Raw genomic sequence first — 17,592 nt, forward strand, 5'->3', positions numbered from 1 at the left:
GCCATGACCGCGATCAGTCTGAGCAAGGTCGAAGAGACCGCCCCCGCCCTGGTGAACCTCTACAAGACCGCCGGAGTCTCCCTCGCGAAGCGCGGCCTCGACGGACTGCGGGCCGCGGTCTACCTCGTGGTCGACTACTCGGGCTCGATGCGGCCGTACTACAAGGACGGCAGTGTGCAGGCGCTCGCCGACCGGGTGCTCGGGCTGTCGGCGCACCTCGACGACGACGGCCGGGTGCCGGTGGTGTTCTTCTCCACGGACATCGACGCGGTCACCGACATCGCGCTGGACGGCCACGAGGGCCGCGTCGAGCGGATCGCCGCCCGGCTCGGGCACATGGGCAGGACCAGCTACCACCTGGCCATGGACGCCGTCATCGACCACTACCTCGACAGCGGCGCCACGGACCCCGCCCTCGTCGTCTTCCAGACCGACGGCGGCCCGGTCAACAAGCTCGCAGCCGAGCGCTACCTGTGCAAGGCGGCCAGGCTTCCGCTGTTCTGGCAGTTCATCGGCTTCGGCGACCCGGACAGCCGCCAGTTCGACTTCCTGCGCAAGCTGGACGAACTGGCCGTGCCCGGCAAGCGGATCGTCGACAACGCCGGCTTCTTCCACGCGGGCACGGCCCCCGGACGGGTGCCCGACGCGGAGCTGTACGACCGGCTCGTGGGCGAGTTCCCCACCTGGCTGGCGGCCGCCCGGGCGCAGGGCATCGTGCGCCCGGCCTGACCCCCGTACCTCCCCGGCTAGGCCGTCCCGGTCGGCAACCGGCGTCCCCGGCACGACAATGGACCCGTGCCGACCAAGAAGAAGCCCCAGGTGACCGCCGTCAGGAAGCCCGCGCCCACAGCCGCCGCGCACCGCCGCCACGACCTCCTGCGCATCGCCGCCGAGGTGTTCGCCGAACAGGGCTACAACGCCACCACCGTGCGCACGATCGCGGACCACGCGGGCATGCTCGCGGGCAGCCTCTACTACCACTTCGACTCCAAGGAATCGATGCTGGAGGAGATCCTGCGCACCTTCCTCGACGAGCTCTGGGACGGCTACGGCACCGTCCTGGAAGCCGGACTCGGGCCGCGCGAGACCCTGGAGGCACTGGTCACCGAGTCGTTCCGGGAGATCGACCGGCACCGCGCCGCCATCGCGATCTACCAGAAGGAGTCCAGGCAGCTGGTGCCCCAGGAACGGTTCGCGTTCCTCGCCGACTCCCAGCGCCGGTTCGAGAAGGCGTGGCTGGCCACGCTGGAACGCGGGGCCGCCGACCGGGTCTTCCGGGCCGACCTCGACGTCCGGCTCACCTACCGCTTCCTGCGCGACACCGTCTGGGTCGCCGCGTCCTGGTACCGGCCGGGCGGACAGCACAGCCCCGAGGAGATCGCCCGGCAGTACCTGTCGATGGTGCTGGACGGGATCGCCCTACGCGCCTAGGCGTGTGGTCCGTGTCGAAGCCGCCGTCGCCGAGGACCGCATCGCCCACGCGGTCACCGCGCGGACCGAAGAGGGCGCACGGCCCTACGTGTCGCACTCCAGCACCGTCCGGCACAGCGCGCACCGCGCCCGCATCCGGCCCCGCACCGGCACCCTGATCCGCTGATGGCAGGTCGGGCAGGGGAACGACACCCGCAGCCGACCGTCGTCGTCCGGAGCGAAGGAGTACGCGGTCTCCGGCTGGACGGACGGCACCGGCCGGTGGTCCTGGGCGTGCCGCCGGTCCCGGGCGTACCGGCGGCGCCCCGCCCAGCCCGCCGCCGTCAGCGGCGGCTGCCGCTCGTCCTGGCGGGCCCGGGCCATCCCCTCGACGTACGCCGTGTACGCCTGCGGACTGGTGAACCACGTCGAGGGGTCCTCACCGAGGACCAGCGCCCGCTTGGCCAGCACGTACCCGAACTCCTCCGGCGTGAGATAGCCGAGCTTCTGCGACGACGCCGCGTCCTGCCGGAAGGCGTCCAGCAGGAGCCAGCCCGCGCCCAGATACGTCGCGGCCGTGTCGGTGAGGACCTCGTTGTCACGGGTGCCGGGGAAGGACAGGCCCAGGCGGTGCAGATAGACGTGCGTCACCTCGTGGGCCAGGGCCGCGCCGATGTCCCGGCGGTGCGTGCGGAAGCGGTCGTTCAGCTCGACGAAGTACTCCGGCCCCGCCGCCAGTTCGACATTCGCCGCGTGCGTCATCTCGCGGAAGCCGACGATCAGGCGGGCGTCCGGCAGCCGGTAGTGGCGCAGCAGTTCACGGGCCACGCGCTGCGCGCCCAGATGCAGGTCGTCGGTGTCGCAGAAGGCGACGTCGGCGGGGGCCACGCTGGTGGCGAACGTCTGGATCGTGTCGTACGACAGCCGTCTGTACAGCGCGGTGATCGCGGCCCGCACCGTCTCCAGATGCGGGTAGCCGTGCTCGACCGGTCCGTCGTTCGCCACGCCCGACCCCCAAAGACGCTCTGAACTCCACTCCACTCTATGCGGATCCGCTCTCCGCGGACGCGCGCGGATTCCCGCCGGCCGGCAGCCGGGCCGGGCCACCGGCGGTCCGCCCACGATCGGACGGCCGCGCCCCGTGGGGTGGACACACACCCCGTAGGGTGGCTGCCCATGACCACCAGCAGCACCGGCACCGACGACGTCGACTGCGCCGTCCGCGAGGAACTCGCACGGCTGCGCGACAGCATCGACAACATCGACGCGGCCGTCGTCCACATGCTCGCCGAGCGGTTCAAGGCGACCCAGCAGGTCGGCCACCTGAAGGCCGCCCACCGGCTGCCGCCCGCCGACCCGGACCGCGAGAGCCGCCAGATCACCCGGCTGCGCTCCCTCGCCGAGGACGCCAAGCTGGACCCCGGATTCGCCGAGAAGTTCCTGAACTTCATCATCGCCGAGGTGATCCGGCACCACGAGCGCATCGCCGACGACGCCGGCAACGGCGCCCCTGGCGACCCGTCGGCACCCCGCTGACCTCGGACGGTACGCACGGGTCGTGACAGCGGACCCCCAGGGGGTGCATGCTGCGCTGTGCACCGCCCGTCAGTCCGCGGGCACCGTCCGTCAGTGCCCCGGACGTAAGCTGGTGGTCCCCCACACGGGAGGGACGTCGGGCCATGCCGTCGGATGCCAAGATCCTCATCGTCGACGACCACGAACACACCCTGTTCGCGCTGGAGAGCGCCCTGGCCCCGCTCGGCCACCGGACGGACCGTGCCACCAACGGCGACGAAGCGCTCAAGCAGGTGCTGCGCGGCCAGGTCGGCCTGTTGCTGCTGGACGTGCGCATGCCCGGCATCAGCGGCCTGGACGTGGTGCGCCACCTGCGCCGCCTGAAGCAGACCCGGCACATCCCCGTAATCCTCCTCACCGGCTTCGGCTACGACCACGACCTGACCGCGACGGCCTTCCGCCTCGGCGTCGCCGACCTGCTGACGAAACCCGTCGACCCCTGGGTGCTGCGCACCAAGGTCCACTACCTCTACGACGCCCACCAGCGCCGGCAGGCGCTCGAGGAGGAGATACGCGTCCTGCGCGCCCGGGTGGCCGAGCAGACCCGGGCCCCCGAGGCCGCGGCGCCCGCCTAGGGCCCCTCACCCGCCCTGACCCGACGGCCTCACCCCACCTGACCGACCACCTCACCCGACCCGACCCGGCCCGGGCCGCCCCGAAACGGAACCCCAGCGTCCTCCGGCGCACGCCACCGATACCCCCTCGTGCCCTCTCGGTGCCATCGGGCAGCATGGCGTCCATGTCCGTACTCACGCGCGACGAAGCGCAGACCCGTGCCCAGCTCCTCGACGTCCACCGCTACACGATCGACCTCGATCTGACCGCCGGGGACGAGACCTTCGACTCCCTGACCGTCATCCGGTTCACCGTGCGCGCCGGCCAGGACGCCACGGACACCTTCGTCGAGCTCAAGCCCGCCGAACTGCGCTCCGCCACCCTCGACGGACAGCCCCTCGACCCGGAGAACCTGGTCGACAACCGCCTGCCCCTGAAGAACCTCGCCCCCGGCGAACACGAACTGCGCGTCGACGCCGCCATGCGCTACTCCCGCACCGGCGAGGGCATGCACCGCTTCACCGATCCCACCGACGGCGAGACCTACCTCTACACCCAGCTGTTCATGGAAGACGTCCAGCGCGTCTTCGCCGCCTTCGACCAGCCCGACCTCAAGGCCGTCTTCGACCTGACCGTCACCGCCCCCGAAGGCTGGACCGTCCTCGCCAACGGCGTCACCGAGCACCTCGGCGACGGCCGCTGGAAGGCCGCCGCCACCCCGCTGATCTCCACCTACCTCGTCGCCGTCGCCGCCGGCCCCTGGCACTCCGTGCGCACCGAGCACCGCGGCCTGCCCTTCGGCATCCACTGCCGCCGCTCCCTCGCACCCCACCTCGACGCGGACGCCGACGAAATCCTCGACATCACCCGCGCCTGCTTCGACCGCTACCACGAGAAGTTCGAGGAGCCCTACCCCTTCGACTCCTACGACCAGGCCTTCGTCCCCGAGTTCAACGCGGGCGCCATGGAGAACCCCGGCCTGGTCACCTTCCGCGACGAGTTCGTCTACCGCTCCGCCGTCACCGACACCGAACGGCAGACCCGCGCCATGGTCGTCGCCCACGAGATGGCCCACATGTGGTTCGGCGATCTCGTCACCCTCAAGTGGTGGGACGACATCTGGCTCAACGAGTCCTTCGCCGAGTACATGGGCTACCAGACACTCACCGAGGCGACCCGCTTCACCGACACCTGGACCGACTTCGGCGTCGCCCGCAAGGCCTGGGGCTACGACGCCGACCAGCGCCCCTCCACCCACCCCGTCGCCCCCGAAGCCGTCGACGACACCGCCTCCGCCATGGTCAACTTCGACGGCATCTCCTACGCCAAGGGCGCCTCCGCGCTGCGCCAACTGGTGGCCTGGCTCGGCGAGAAGGACTTCCTCGCCGGCATCAACACCCACTTCACCCGCCACAGGTTCGCCAACGCCACCCTCGCCGACTTCATCGACTCCCTCGCCCACCACACCGACCGGGACGTCCACGCCTGGGCCGACTCCTGGCTGCGCACCTCCGGCGTCGACACCCTCACCGCCGCCGTCGGCTCCCGCCCCGGCGAGTGGACCCTCGACCTCGGCCACCGGGGCAGCCGCCCGCACCGCGTCACCGTCGGCGTCTACGACCGCGACCTGAGCGACGGCCGCGTCCTCGTCCTGCGCGAGCGCTACGACACCGACGTCCCCCAGGGCACCGGCCCCGCGGCGCGCCCCGGCGCCCGGCCCGCCCTCGTCGTCCCCAACGACCTCGACCTCACCTACGCCAAGATCCGCCTCGACGAGGACTCCCTGGAGACCGCGCTGCGCGGCCTGTCCGGCCTCCCCGACGGGCTGACCCGCGCCGTCGTCTGGAACAGCCTGCGCGACATGGTGCGCGACGGCGACCTCGCCCCCGCCGACTACCTGGCCACCGCCGCCGCCCACCTCCCCGAGGAGAAGGACCTCGCCGTCGTGCAGGGCGTCCTGTCCTTCGCCACCGTGCACATCACGGACCGCTTCCTGCCCGCCGACCAGCGGCCCGCCGCCCTGGCCACCCTCACCGACCTGTGCCGCGACCTGATCCGCCGCACCGAGGACGGCGACAACCCGGGCCTGCGCCTGACCGCCGTACGCCACCTCATCGACGTCGCCGCCCGCCCCGGCACGATCGCCGCCTGGCTCTCCGAGGGAACCGTCTCCGGCGGCCCCGAACTCGACCCGGAGCTGCGCTGGCGCATCCTGGCCCGGCTCGCCGCGCTCGGCGCCACCGACGAGGACACCATCGCCGCCGAACTGGCCCGCGACCCCAGCGCCACCGGCCAGGAGGGCGCCGCCCGCTGCCGCGCCGCCCTGCCCGACGCGGAGTCCAAGCGCAGGGCCTGGGAGGCGATGTTCGCCACCGACGAGCTGTCGAACTACCTGTTCACCGCGACCGCCCAGGGCTTCTGGCAGCCCGAACAGGCCGACCTCGTACGGGAGTACGTGCCCCGCTACTACGAGGACGCGGTCGCCGTCGCCGCCCGCCGCGGCCCCGCCATCGCCGACGCCGCCGGCCGCTACGCCTTCCCCGCACACGCCGTCGACGCCGACACCCTGGGCCTCGGCGAGACCTGCCTGCGCGAGGCCGACCCCATCCCGGCCCTGCGCCGCAAACTCGTCGACCAACTCGACGACCTGGCACGCGCCCTACGCGTCCGAGAGGCATAAAACCACCGGCGCGGCGCACGCCCCCCGTGCCCGCGCCCGGCCCATCCTGCCGCGCCCGCGCCTCGTTCCGGCCGCCGTGCCTGCGCCCGGTCAGCCCGTCGTGCCGGCCCTTGGTTCGGGCCGTCGTCGCCGCGCTCGGCTCAGCCCGCCGTGCCCCCAGCCCGGTCCGGGCCGTCGTGCCACGTTCGGTGCAGACCGTCGTGCCCGCGTCTCGTTCCGGCCGCCGTGCCTGCGCCTGGTCAGCCCGTCGTGCCGGCCCTTGGTTCGGGCCGTCGTCGCCGCGCTCGGCTCAGCCGTGCCCCCCAGCCCGGTCCGGGCCGTCGTGTTCGCCCCCGGCTCGGGCCGTCGTGCCGGTGCTCGGTTCAGCCCATCGTGCCGAGCCCCGCTTCGGACCGTCGTCCCCGCGGCGCCTCGGCCCGCCGTGCCCGCGCCGCGGCTCAGCCCGCCCTCCTCGCCCCGCGGCCCGGGCGCCCGGACCACGACCCGGCCACCCGAACCTCGATCGTCCACCGGCCCATCCGACCGAAGGCGACGCCCCCGCCGCCGGGCCCGACACGCTTGCCCCGCACGGCAGTTCCCCCTTTCGGGTTCCGATCGCCGGACTTTCCGGGCGCGTCGGACCCGCATGCGTACAAGCTGGAAGTCCCTGCCCCCGCGCCACGGAGGACAGTCCATGAGCGCTCCGCCCCTCGCCTCGGGACCCGAAGGCCCCGGTGCCCTGCGGCCGTTGCTCGACACCGTGCTCGACGCCCTGGACAGCGGCCGGCGCGCACGCGGGGGACCGCTGCCCACGGGCGGCCCGGTGGCGGTCGCCGCCCGACTCCGCGAAGCCGTCGGGGAGATCCTGCCCGACCACGGCGACCCCGAGGCCCTGCGCACCCTCGTGCACGCCCTCGCCGAGGGCGCCGCCGACCCCGCCGACCCCCTGTGCGCGGCCCACCTGCACTGCCCGCCGCTCGCCGTGGCCACCGCCGCCGACCTCGCCGTCAGCGCCCTCAACCCCTCCCTCGACTCCTGGGACCAGGCCCCCGCGGCCTCCGCGCTCGAAGCCCTCCTCACCCGCGAACTCGCCCACGAGACCGGCCTGGCCGACTCCGTCGTCACCACCGGCGGCACCGAGTCCAACCAGCTCGCCCTGCTGCTCGCCCGCGAGGCCCACGACGGCCTCCGGCTCGTCTGCGGCACCAACGCCCACCACTCCCTGCCCCGCGCCGCCTGGCTGCTCGGCCTGCCCGAACCTGTGACCGTCCCCGCCCCCACCGGCACCATCGACCTCGTCGCCCTGCACAGCGCCCTCAGCGACCTCCCCGGCCCGCGCGGCTCCCTCCTCGTCGCCGCCACCGCCGGCACCACCGACGCCGGCCTCATCGACCCGCTCCCCGAGATCGCCGGACTGTGCGCCGCCCACGGCGCCCGCCTCCACATCGACGCCGCCCACGGCGGCGGCCTCCTCTTCAGCGAACGGCACCGCGACAAGCTCACCGGCCTCGAAGCCGCCCACACCGTCACCCTCGACCTGCACAAACTCGGCTGGCAACCCGTCCCCGCCGGCCTCCTCGCCGTCCGCCACCCCCGCGACCTGGCCGTCCTCAACCAGCACGCCGACTACCTCAACGCCGACGACGACACCGCGGCGGGCCTGCCCGACCTCCTCGGCCGCTCCCTGCGCACCACCCGCCGCCCCGACATCCTCAAGATCGCCGTCACCCTCAAGACCCTCGGCCGGTCCGGCCTCGGCACCCTCGTCGACCAGGTCTGCGCCCGCGCCCGCGAGTTCGCCGACCTCGTCCGCGACCACCCCGGCTTCGAACTCCACGCCCGGCCCACCATCAGCACGGTCCTCTTCCGGCCCACCGGCGCATCCGACGACGCCGTGGCCGCCGTACGCCGCAGACTCCTCACCGACGGCCGCGCCGTCCTCGGCCGCGCCCGCCTCGCCGACCGCCTCTGGCTCAAGGCCACCCTCCTCAACCCCGACACCCGGCCCGACGACCTCGCCGCCCTCCTGAAACTGGTGGAAGGAAGCACCCCCCGATGAGACCGACCCCCTTTCCCCCGGGCCACACCCCCGCCGCCCCCCACGACCTGGTCGGCATCGGCATCGGGCCGTTCAACCTCTCCCTCGCCGCCCTCGCCCACCCACTCCCCGGACTCGACACCGCCTTCTACGAACAGCGCCCCGCCTTCGAATGGCACCCCGGACTGCTCATCGAGGGCGCCCGCATCCAGGTCCCCTTCCTCGCCGACCTCGTCACCCTCGCCGACCCCGCCAGCGACTGGTCCTTCCTCAACTACCTCAAGGCCCGCGACCGGCTCTTCCCCTTCTACTTCGCCGAGCGCTTCCACATCCAGCGCGCCGAATACGACGCCTACTGCCGCTGGGTCTCCCAGAACCTCCCCGCACTCCACTTCGGCCACCAGATCGACGCCGTCCGCTGGAACCCCGAACGCGCCCTGTTCGACATCGACTTCACCCGCCTCGGCACCGACGGCGAAGCCGAGGCACTCGGCCGCACCCACACCCGCAACGTCGTCCTCGGCATCGGCACCGAACCCCACGTGCCCGAACCGCTCCGTCCCCTCACCGAAGCCCCCGGCGTACCCGTCCTGCACGCCGCCGACTACCTCCACCACCGCGACGCCCTGCTCACCGCCGGCCACATCACCGTCGTCGGATCAGGACAGTCCGGCGCCGAGATCTTCCTCGACCTGCTCCGCCGCCGCCCACCCGGGCGCGAACGACTCCACTGGATCGGCCGCACCGCCGCCTTCGCCCCCATGGAGTACTCCAAGCTCGGCCTGGAACACTTCACCCCCGACTACACCCGCTACTTCCACGCCCTCGCCGAACCCGTCCGCGACCAGCTCATCACCTCCCAGTGGCAGCTCCACAAAGGCATCGACGCCGGCACCCTGGCCGCCATCCACGACGAGCTCTACCGCCGCTCCCTGCACAGCGGCTGGCCCGACGCCGTCCTCACCCCCGGCGTCCGCGTCCGCACCGCCGGCCGCGTCGCCGCCACCAAGGTCGAACTCCACCTCGAACACGTCGAACAGGGCACCCGCTCCCGCCTCACCACCGACGCCGTCGTCCTCGCCACCGGCTACCGCGAACGCCCCCTCACCGGACTCCTCGCCGGCCTCGACCCCTACCTGCGCCGCGACAGCCACGAACGGCCCCGTGTCGACGAACAGTTCCGCCTCGTCCTCGACCCCTCCGTCACCGCCACCGGCTGCCACGTCTACGTACAGAACGCCGAACTCCACACCCACGGCGTCGGCACCCCCGACCTCGGCCTCGCCGCCTGGCGCAGCGCGACCATCCTCAACGCCGTCACCGGCACCGAGCCCTACCCGCTCCCCGCCCGCACCGCCTTCACCACCTTCGGCCTCACCCCCCAGCCGCAGGTACCGCCCCCCGGACGCCGCGTCACCCTCACCCCCCTCGTCGACCAGCGCTGAGACACCCCCGAAGCCGAACGCCGCACGTCGCATGCCGAACGCCGAAACGCCGCACGCCGCACGTCGAACGCCGCCCGGACACGGCGGCGGCGCCGACGCACACCCCGCGCCGACGCCGCCACCCGCACCTCCACCGTCACCACGACGGCGACCGCAACCGCACTAGAACACCGGAGTGCCGTCGCGCGTCAGCTTCCAGTCCACCGACGCGAAGTCCTTCGGGTCCAGCACACCCTTCGCGGTCACCCACTCCGCGATCCGCGTGCGGATCTCCGTCGACTCCGACCACAGCTCCTTCGCCGAGGCGACATGCGGGAAGGCGCCACCGCCGTTGGCCCGGTAGTTGTTCACCGCCAGCACGAACTGCTGCGCGTCGTCCAGAGCCGCACCGGCGTACGTCAGGTTCTTGATCCGCGAACCCGCCGGCTGCGCGATGTCGATGTCGTACCGGAAACCCGACACATAGTCGTAGTTGTAATCCGGACGGCCGTTCGCGTTCGTCATCTTGTCCACGTCGACAGGCGCACCGGCCGCCGTCTGCACGAAGTACTCCGCCGAGTACTCCAGGTACGCCCGCACCTGCGCGCCCGTCATCAGCTTCGCGACCAGCGTGTTGTCGTACACGTACAGGCTCGACAGGTCCCGGATCGTCACATCGCCCGCCGGGATCTCCGACGTCCGGGAGAACGGCGAGGCCTGCGCGATCACCGGCAGCGCGGCGTACTCGGTGCCGGCCAGCGCGGCCTTCACCACGTCCTCCTGCACCTTGGTGATCAGGTCGATGATCGGGGCGTCCTTGTAGCGGGCCTCGACCGTGGTCAGCGTCTCGGTCGCCCTGCCGACGACCTGGTTGACGTACTTCACCACCGCCTCGTGCTCGTCGGTCAGCAGCTTGGTGATCTTCGGGTCGTCCGCGACCGAGTTGGAGTTGCGCAGCGACGCCGAGACCGACTCGACCTCCCACCGGCCCTTGGCGAACACCAGCTCGATGTCGAACAGGGTCAGCCGCTCCGCGTAGCACAGCGGCTCCGACAGCACGACCGTCTTCCCCGTCTGCTCGTTGACGACCTTCAGCTCCGGGATCTCCACATGCGCGTGACCCACCAGGATCGCGTCGATCCCCGGCACCTGCCGCGCCACGTTCGCCGCCGAGTTCTCCACGTACGGCAGCTGGTCACCCCACGACGACGTGCCCGACGCACCCGAGTGCGCCGACACGATCACCACGTCCGCGCCCATCGACCGCAGCTTCGGCACCCACTTCGCCGCCTGCTCCTCCAGCCCCGGGAACGTCAGCTTCCCCTGCACATAGGCCTTGTCCCAGATGGCGATACCCGGGTTCGTCAGGCCCAGCACCGCCACCTTCACCGGCCGCGCGCCCGGCACCCGGAACGTCTTCATGAAGTACGGCGGGAAGGCCGGCAGCTGCGTCTTCGCGTCCAGCGCGTTCGCACCGAGCAGTGGGAAGTCGCACTGCGACTCGAACTTCCGCAGCGTCTCGATGCCGTAGTTGAACTCGTGGTTGCCGATCGCCACCGCGTCGTACCCGATCGCGTTCATCGCCTGCGCCATCGGGTGCACCGGACCACCCTCGGCGGTGATCGGGTCCACTCTCGCGTAGTAGTACGTCAGCGGAGTGCCCTGAATCGTGTCACCCGCGTCCACCAGCAGCGTGTTGCAGCGGCCCTTCTCCTCACGGATCTCGTTCACCAGCGTCGAGATCCGGGACAGACCCAGGGCGTTGCCCGCCTTGTCGACGTACTCCGCGTCCTTGAAGTAGTCCCAGTTGAAGACGTGCCCGTGCAGGTCGGTGGTGCCCATGACGGTCAGGGAGTACCGCTTCGCCGACCTCCCCGCCTGCTGCGCCTCCTCGGTCTCGGCAGCCCGCGCCGCCGGAGCCGCCGTACCGGCCAGCGCGACCCCAGCCCCCGTCACGGCGGACTTCTTCAGAAACTTCCGACGGTCCAACGGCATGTCTGGCTCTCCTCGTAGAAGGGTCAAGGGCGTCCGAAAGGGTCAACGACGCGCGTAGATTCTGACCCGTGCATGACTAGCCGCAACAGGTCCAGGAGGTTTCGATCTGATGACCGGCAGGAGCGGGAAACCGGTCACCGGTGACAGAGTGGGACGTATGACCTCACCCACACCGGAGGAACCCACACCCCCCGTCCCCTACGGCACCCCCGACGCCCCCCGCATCGCCGTCCGCGGCGAAGCCCACCTCGAAGCCGACCCCGACCTCGCCCGCATCGGCGTCACCGTCAGCGCCCGCGGCAAGGACCGCCGTTCCACCCTCGACGACCTCACCCGACGCAACACCCAGGTCCTCGACCTCCTCAAGAGCTACGGACCGGCCGTCGAACACATCGAAACCGGCCACCTCACCCTCACCCCCGAACTCGCCCAGCGCGGCCGCGGCGAACGCGTCCGCACCCACCACGGCCTCGTCCACCTCACCGCCGAACTCACCGACTTCACCGCCCTCGGCGAACTCACCACCCGCCTGGCCGACTTGGAACTCACCCGAGTGGACGGCCCCTGGTGGGCCCTGCGCCCCGACTCACCCGTCCACCGCGACGCCCGCCGACAAGCCGTACGCGAAGCCCTCCAGCGCGCCCGCGACTACGCCGAAGCCCTCGGCGCCACCCTCGCCGCCCTCGTGGAACTCGCCGACATCGGCGCGGAGAACCCCGAACCCCTCCCGCGGGCCGCCACCCGCATGCGCTCCATGGCCGCCTACGCCGGCGCCGGCGAGGACACGACCGCCCCACCCCTCGACCTCGAACCCCAGAAACAGCACGTCCACGCGACCGTCAACGCCCGCTTCACCATGACACCGCCCCGGCTGCCCTGACAGACCACCGACATGCTCATCGGAGCACACCCGCGCACACTTCAATACTTGTCAACAACCCTTCATCCAAAGGTTGTTGAGCAGTCACACCACACCAATTCCCTACCGACCGGTAAGGCCTAGGCTCAACCCATGCGCCGAGCAAAAATCGTCTGCACCCTGGGGCCCGCCACCGACACGTACGACCAGATCAAAGCCCTGGTCGACGCCGGAATGGACGTCGCCCGATTCAACCTCAGCCACGGCAGCCACGCCGAACACGAGGAGCGCTACCGACGCGTCCGCAAAGCCGCCGACGAGACCGGACGCAGCGTCGGCCTCCTCGCCGACCTTCAGGGCCCGAAGATCCGCCTCGGCCGCTTCCGCGAAGGACCCGTACTCCTTGAACGCGGCGACACCTTCACCATCACCGTCGAAGACGGCGCCGAAGGCGACCGCCACACCTGCGGCACCACCTACGCCGGCCTCGCCACCGACGTCACCCCCGGCGAACGCATCCTCGTCGACGACGGCAAAGTCGCCCTCGAAGTCACCGCCGTCGACGGACCCCGCGTCCACACCACCGTCGTAGAAGGCGGCGTCATCTCCGACCACAAGGGCCTCAACCTGCCCGGCGTCGCCGTCTCCGTCCCCGCCCTGTCCAAGAAGGACGAGGACGACCTGCGCTGGGCGCTGCGCACCGGCTTCGACGTCATCGCCCTGTCCTTCGTCCGCAGCGGCCGCGACATCAAGGACGTCCACCACATCATGGACGACGAGGGCCGCCGCCTCCCCGTCATCGCCAAGGTCGAGAAACCCCAGGCGGTGGACGCGATCGACGACATCGTCGCCGCCTTCGACGGCATCATGGTCGCCCGCGGCGACCTCGGCGTCGAAATGCCCCTCGAACAGGTCCCGATCGTCCAGAAACGCGCCATCAAACTCGCCAAGCGCAACGCCAAACCGGTGATCGTGGCGACCCAGATGCTCGACTCCATGATCGACAACTCGCGCCCCACCCGCGCCGAGGCCAGCGACGTCGCCAACGCCGTCATCGACGGCACCGACGCCGTCATGCTGTCCGGCGAGACCAGCGTCGGCAAATACGCCGTCGAAACCGTCCGCACCATGTCCCGCATCGTCGAAGCCGCGGAAGAGGACATCCTCGCCAAGGGCCTGCCACCCCTCACCGAGAACAGCAAGCCCCGCACCCAGGGCGGCGCCGTCGCCCGCGCCGCGGCCGAGATGGGCGACTTCCTCGGCGCCAGGTTCCTCGTCGCCTTCACCCAGTCCGGCGACACCGCCCGCCGCCTCTCCCGCTACCGCTCCCCGATCCCGCTCCTGGCCTTCACCCCCGAGCCGGCCACCCGCTCCCAGCTCAGCGCGTCGTGGGGCGTGGAGACCTTCCTCGGCCCGCACGTCGGCTCCACCGACGCGATGGTCGACCAGGTGGACGAGCTGCTCCTGAAGTACGGCCGCTGCCAGAAGGGCGACGTGGTCGTGATCACGGCGGGTTCGCCCCCCGGCGTCTCCGGCTCCACGAACATGGTCCGCGTCCACCACATCGGCGAGGACGACAGCCCTAAGTAGGGGATCGGCGGCGGTCAGTGCTTGGGGCCGACGTGGAGATCCATGAGGGCTACTGAGGCTTTGCGGGCGACGGAGATGTTGTACGGGTTTCCGTTGCGCGTGCACGGCGTCCACTCGACGCCGAGCCGGTCGAGTGTGTCCGTGTAGAGCCGCCGGATGTCGCCCGAGACGTTGGTGAAGAAGTAGCGGGGATATTCGTAGCGCTTACGCTCACCGCCGACGAGGCGGGTCGTCCAGTTGGTGATCCGGCAGCCGTCGGAGTGGATCAGCCCGCGGATGAATTCCCACGGGTGCGCGTCGACGATCTCCTGCTGCCAGGGCTCCAGAGCGAGCCGCCGCTCGTGCTTCTTGCCGGGGCCGTGCTGGGGGAAGAGGCGGGGCCAGTTTCGGGAGTAGCTGGTCACCATTGTGCAGCCCTGCTTCTGGACGCTGAAGACGCGCGCCCCGGAGAGCACGTTCGGGATGGCCTCCCGGCATTGCTGGAGGAGTCCTGGCCATGCGTCGGCACACGCGATCCTGAGGTAGTAGCCGGAGCGCGGGTGCGGGCTGATGCATCCGTCACCAAGGTAGAGGCCCAGCAGATAGGCGTAAGCGCAGTCGTCGGCGGGCGGCCCGGGTTCCGGAGGCGCCATGCGGGGGAGGGGCTCGAGGCGATGGCGCCAGGAGCGGATGGCGGCTCGGGAGATGCCCGTCTCCTGGCTTACAGAGTTGATGCTGCGCCCCTGAGCAATTAGCGCCAGGGCTCGTTTCCGTGTGCTGAGGTCGTACATGTGCACACCCTCTGAGGGTGAAGCCGTCGACACGCAGCAAAAAGCGGATGTTCGCGAGAACGTGAACATCCGCTTATTCCGACTCGACCTTGGATCCGAAGGAAAGTGCCCCAGGTGGGATTCGAACCCACACTGTCCGCTGTTTGAGAGCGGCCTCTCTAACCAGTTGGAGTACTGGGGCCTTAAAAAGGAAGGTATGGGGTCCCCCCTCGGAGCTCCACCTTACCGCAGCTAGGTAGGCTCTTGGGAGCAGTACTTCCTGCCCAGGAACCAAGGAGCGCCCCCGTGACCGCCGAGTCGCCCCAGCCCGTTGACGTGCCCGACGAGGACAAGTCGCACGTGCCTCCGCTGACGACCCGTGTCGTCATCGCCGAGGACGAGGCGCTGATCCGGCTGGACCTCAAAGAGATGCTGGAGGAGGAGGGCTACTCGGTCGTCGGGGAGGCCGGTGACGGTGAGCAGGCCGTGGAGCTGGCCCGCGAGCACCGCCCGGACCTGGTGATCCTTGATGTGAAGATGCCGAAGCTCGACGGCATCTCGGCGGCGGAGAAGATCGCCGGGGAGAGTATCGCGCCGGTGCTGATGCTGACCGCGTTCTCGCAGCGCGACCTGGTGGAGCGTGCCCGGGACGCGGGGGCGATGGCGTATCTGGTGAAGCCGTTCAGCAAGAGCGACGTCGTTCCGGCGATCGAGATGGCGGTGTCGCGCTTCACGGAGCTGAAGGCGCTGGAGAAGGAGGTCGCGGACCTCTCCCAGCGTCTGGAGACCCGGAAGCTGGTGGACCGGGCGAAGTCGATCCTGCAGACGGAGTACGGGCTGACGGAGCCGGCCGCGTTCCGCTGGGTGCAGAAGACGTCGATGGACCGCCGTATGTCGATGCAGCAGGTCGCGGAGGCGGTCATCCAGGATTCCGAGGAGAAGAAGGCTTCGAAGGGCGCGAAGGCCGACAAGGACTGAGCGTTCCGTTGCGTGCGAGGAGGCCCGCTTCCCCCGGCCGGGGGAAGCGGGCCTCCTCGTTGTCGCCCTGGGTGGGGTCAGTCCTCGCCCAGGTAGGCCTTGCGGACCGATTCGTCGTGCAGCAGGTCCTGTCCGGTGCCGGAGAGGGCGATGCTGCCGACCTCCATGACGTGGCCCTGGTCGGCGAGGGAGAGAGCGGCCTGGGCGTTCTGCTCGACGAGCAGGATGGTGGTGCCCTGGGACTTCAGCTCGGCGATGGTGGCCATGATCTTCTGCATCATGATCGGGGAGAGGCCCATGGAGGGTTCGTCGAGCATGAGCAGTTTGGGCTGGGACATGAGGGCCCGGCCCATGGCGAGCATCTGCTGTTCACCGCCGGAGAGGGTGCCGGCGGCCTGCTTCCTGCGTTCTCCGAGGATGGGGAAGAGGTCGTAGGCGCGCTGGATGTCCTTCTCGATGCCTGCCTTGTCCTTGCGGAGGAAGGCGCCGAGCTGGAGGTTCTCGGCGATGGTGAGGCGGGGGAAGATGTGCCGGCCTTCGGGGGAGTGAGCGAGCCCGAGGGCGACGATCTTGTGGGCGGCGACGCCGGTGAGGGGCTTGCCGTCGAACATGATCTTGCCGGAGGTGGGCTTGAGGAGGCCGGAGAGGGTGCGCAGGGTCGTGGTCTTGCCGGCGCCGTTGGTGCCGATGAGGGTGACGACCTGTCCGGCTTCGACGCTGAAGGAGATGCCCTTGACGGCTTCGATCTTGCCGTAGGCGACCCTGAGGTCCTCGACCTCGAGCAGTGCGGTCACTGGGTTTCTCCCTTGGTGCTGGCGGGGCCCTCCGTGTCCGCGGCGGGCGTCGCGGTCCCGGAGTCCGCGGTCTGGGATGTTGCGGTCTCGGTCTCCTCGGCGGCGCTGTGGTCGTCGGTGGCGGCGTCGGCGGGGACGGCGTCGGTGACGGTCTGCGTCGCCGGGGCGTCCTCCGGCTCGGCCTGTGCGGGGTCGCCCTCGAAGGGTTCGCCGAGGTAGGCGGCGACGACGCGTTCGTCGGCCTGGACGACCTCGGAGGTGCCTTCGACGAGCTTCTCGCCCTGGACGAGGACGGCGACGCGGTCGCAGAGGTTGAAGATGAACCGCATGTCGTGCTCGATGACGAGGACGGCGACGCCCATGTCACGGATGGCGAAGACGAGTTCCTCGGTGGCCCGGGTCTCCTGGGGGTTCATGCCCGCGGTGGGCTCGTCCAGGAGCAGCAGGCCGGGTTCGCTGGCGAGGGCTCGGGCGATCTCCAGCTTGCGCTGTTCGCCGTAGGGGAGGTTGCGGGCGAGGTGGTCGCGCTTGTGGGCGAGGCCGATGAACTCGAGGAGTTCCATGGCTCGTTCTTCGCTGGCCTTTTCGGCTTTCTTGAAGCCGGGGCCGCGCAGCAGGGCGGACCAGAGGCCTTCCTTGGTGCGGGTGTGGCGGCCGACGAGGACGTTTTCCAGGACGGTCATGTTGGCGAAGAGCCGGATGTTCTGGAAGGTGCGGGCGATGCCGGCCTTGGTGACGAGGTGGGGCTTGGGCGGGAGGACCTGTCCCTGGTAGGAGACGGTGCCTTCGGTGGGGACGTAGAGCCCGGTCAGGCAGTTGAAGAAGGTGGTCTTGCCGGCGCCGTTGGGGCCGATGAGGCCGACGATCTCGCCGCTGTTGACGGTGAAGTCCACGGAGCGGACGGCGGTGAGGCCGCCGAAGCGCATGGTGACGTCGCGGGCTTCGAGTACGGGTGTCGTCATGGTT

General features: G+C 70.7%; 15 protein-coding genes and 1 tRNA gene. 10 read left to right on the forward strand and 6 right to left on the reverse strand.

Features of this window, described 5'->3' with window-relative positions:
• The first annotated feature begins 3 nt into the window (after window positions 1-3).
• A complete protein-coding gene (locus tag ACIQ9G_RS04415) occupies window positions 4-729 on the forward strand; it encodes a vWA domain-containing protein (protein ID WP_403606098.1) in 726 nt (241 codons plus the stop codon).
• 66 nt (window positions 730-795) lie between these two features.
• The gene (locus tag ACIQ9G_RS04420; RefSeq protein WP_403606101.1) at window positions 796-1,431 is read left to right on the forward strand and encodes a TetR/AcrR family transcriptional regulator; all 636 of its coding nucleotides are present in this window, start codon (window positions 796-798) and stop codon (window positions 1,429-1,431) included.
• A gap of 84 nt (window positions 1,432-1,515) precedes the next feature.
• Here ACIQ9G_RS04420 and ACIQ9G_RS04425 read toward each other — a convergent pair whose 3' ends face one another.
• Complete coding sequence (locus ACIQ9G_RS04425) at window positions 1,516-2,415, reverse strand: hypothetical protein (protein ID WP_403606104.1); 900 nt, start codon at window positions 2,413-2,415, stop codon at window positions 1,516-1,518.
• Window positions 2,416-2,586: 171 nt separating this feature from the next.
• On the opposite strand from ACIQ9G_RS04425, the gene ACIQ9G_RS04430 reads away from it, so the two are divergent.
• The 5 genes from ACIQ9G_RS04430 to ACIQ9G_RS04450 all read left to right on the forward strand — a co-directional run bounded on the left by ACIQ9G_RS04430 (window position 2,587) and on the right by ACIQ9G_RS04450 (window position 9,682).
• A complete protein-coding gene (locus tag ACIQ9G_RS04430) occupies window positions 2,587-2,946 on the forward strand; it encodes a chorismate mutase (RefSeq protein WP_403606106.1) in 360 nt (119 codons plus the stop codon).
• Between the two features lie 143 nt (window positions 2,947-3,089).
• A complete protein-coding gene (locus ACIQ9G_RS04435) occupies window positions 3,090-3,560 on the forward strand; it encodes a two-component system response regulator (RefSeq protein ID WP_403606109.1) in 471 nt (156 codons plus the stop codon).
• 155 nt (window positions 3,561-3,715) lie between these two features.
• On the forward strand, window positions 3,716-6,220 hold the full coding sequence (gene pepN / locus ACIQ9G_RS04440) for an aminopeptidase N (protein ID WP_403606112.1): 2,505 nt from the start codon (window positions 3,716-3,718) through the stop codon (window positions 6,218-6,220).
• Between the two features lie 673 nt (window positions 6,221-6,893).
• On the forward strand, window positions 6,894-8,258 hold the full coding sequence (locus tag ACIQ9G_RS04445) for a pyridoxal phosphate-dependent decarboxylase family protein (protein WP_403606114.1): 1,365 nt from the start codon (window positions 6,894-6,896) through the stop codon (window positions 8,256-8,258).
• Window positions 8,255-9,682: a lysine N(6)-hydroxylase/L-ornithine N(5)-oxygenase family protein gene (locus ACIQ9G_RS04450; RefSeq protein ID WP_403606117.1), complete on the forward strand. Its 1,428-nt coding sequence runs from the start codon at window positions 8,255-8,257 to the stop codon at window positions 9,680-9,682. Before ACIQ9G_RS04445 ends, ACIQ9G_RS04450 begins: the two co-directional genes overlap by 4 nt.
• A gap of 162 nt (window positions 9,683-9,844) precedes the next feature.
• On the opposite strand, the gene ACIQ9G_RS04455 is transcribed toward ACIQ9G_RS04450, so the two are convergent.
• Window positions 9,845-11,656, reverse strand: coding sequence for a bifunctional metallophosphatase/5'-nucleotidase (locus ACIQ9G_RS04455; protein WP_403606120.1), 1,812 nt, complete (start codon window positions 11,654-11,656; stop codon window positions 9,845-9,847).
• 157 nt (window positions 11,657-11,813) lie between these two features.
• Here ACIQ9G_RS04455 and ACIQ9G_RS04460 point away from each other — a divergent pair, with 157 nt between their 5' ends.
• Both ACIQ9G_RS04460 and pyk read left to right on the forward strand, forming a co-directional pair.
• Window positions 11,814-12,536, forward strand: coding sequence for an SIMPL domain-containing protein (locus ACIQ9G_RS04460; RefSeq protein ID WP_403606123.1), 723 nt, complete (start codon window positions 11,814-11,816; stop codon window positions 12,534-12,536).
• 132 nt (window positions 12,537-12,668) lie between these two features.
• A complete protein-coding gene (gene pyk / locus ACIQ9G_RS04465; RefSeq protein ID WP_403606126.1) occupies window positions 12,669-14,105 on the forward strand; it encodes a pyruvate kinase in 1,437 nt (478 codons plus the stop codon).
• 14 nt (window positions 14,106-14,119) lie between these two features.
• Here the strand turns inward: pyk and ACIQ9G_RS04470 are convergent, their stop codons facing one another.
• Both ACIQ9G_RS04470 and ACIQ9G_RS04475 read right to left on the reverse strand, forming a co-directional pair.
• Complete coding sequence (locus ACIQ9G_RS04470; RefSeq protein WP_403606129.1) at window positions 14,120-14,875, reverse strand: transcriptional regulator; 756 nt, start codon at window positions 14,873-14,875, stop codon at window positions 14,120-14,122.
• Window positions 14,876-14,981: 106 nt separating this feature from the next.
• Window positions 14,982-15,056 (reverse strand) — tRNA-Leu (locus tag ACIQ9G_RS04475).
• 104 nt (window positions 15,057-15,160) lie between these two features.
• Between ACIQ9G_RS04475 and ACIQ9G_RS04480 the strand changes: the two genes are divergently transcribed.
• Complete coding sequence (locus ACIQ9G_RS04480) at window positions 15,161-15,832, forward strand: ANTAR domain-containing response regulator (protein ID WP_402427966.1); 672 nt, start codon at window positions 15,161-15,163, stop codon at window positions 15,830-15,832.
• A gap of 77 nt (window positions 15,833-15,909) precedes the next feature.
• On the opposite strand, the gene ACIQ9G_RS04485 is transcribed toward ACIQ9G_RS04480, so the two are convergent.
• Entirely contained in the window at window positions 15,910-16,626 is a 717-nt protein-coding gene (locus ACIQ9G_RS04485; RefSeq protein ID WP_403606132.1) for an ABC transporter ATP-binding protein, read from the reverse strand.
• Entirely contained in the window at window positions 16,623-17,588 is a 966-nt protein-coding gene (locus ACIQ9G_RS04490; RefSeq protein ID WP_403606136.1) for an ATP-binding cassette domain-containing protein, read from the reverse strand. The genes ACIQ9G_RS04485 and ACIQ9G_RS04490 overlap by 4 nt, the downstream gene beginning before the upstream one ends.
• Between the last annotated feature and the right edge of the window lie 4 nt (window positions 17,589-17,592).

Source organism: Streptomyces sp. NPDC096152 (assembly GCF_044763235.1).
Taxonomy (GTDB): domain Bacteria; phylum Actinomycetota; class Actinomycetes; order Streptomycetales; family Streptomycetaceae; genus Streptomyces.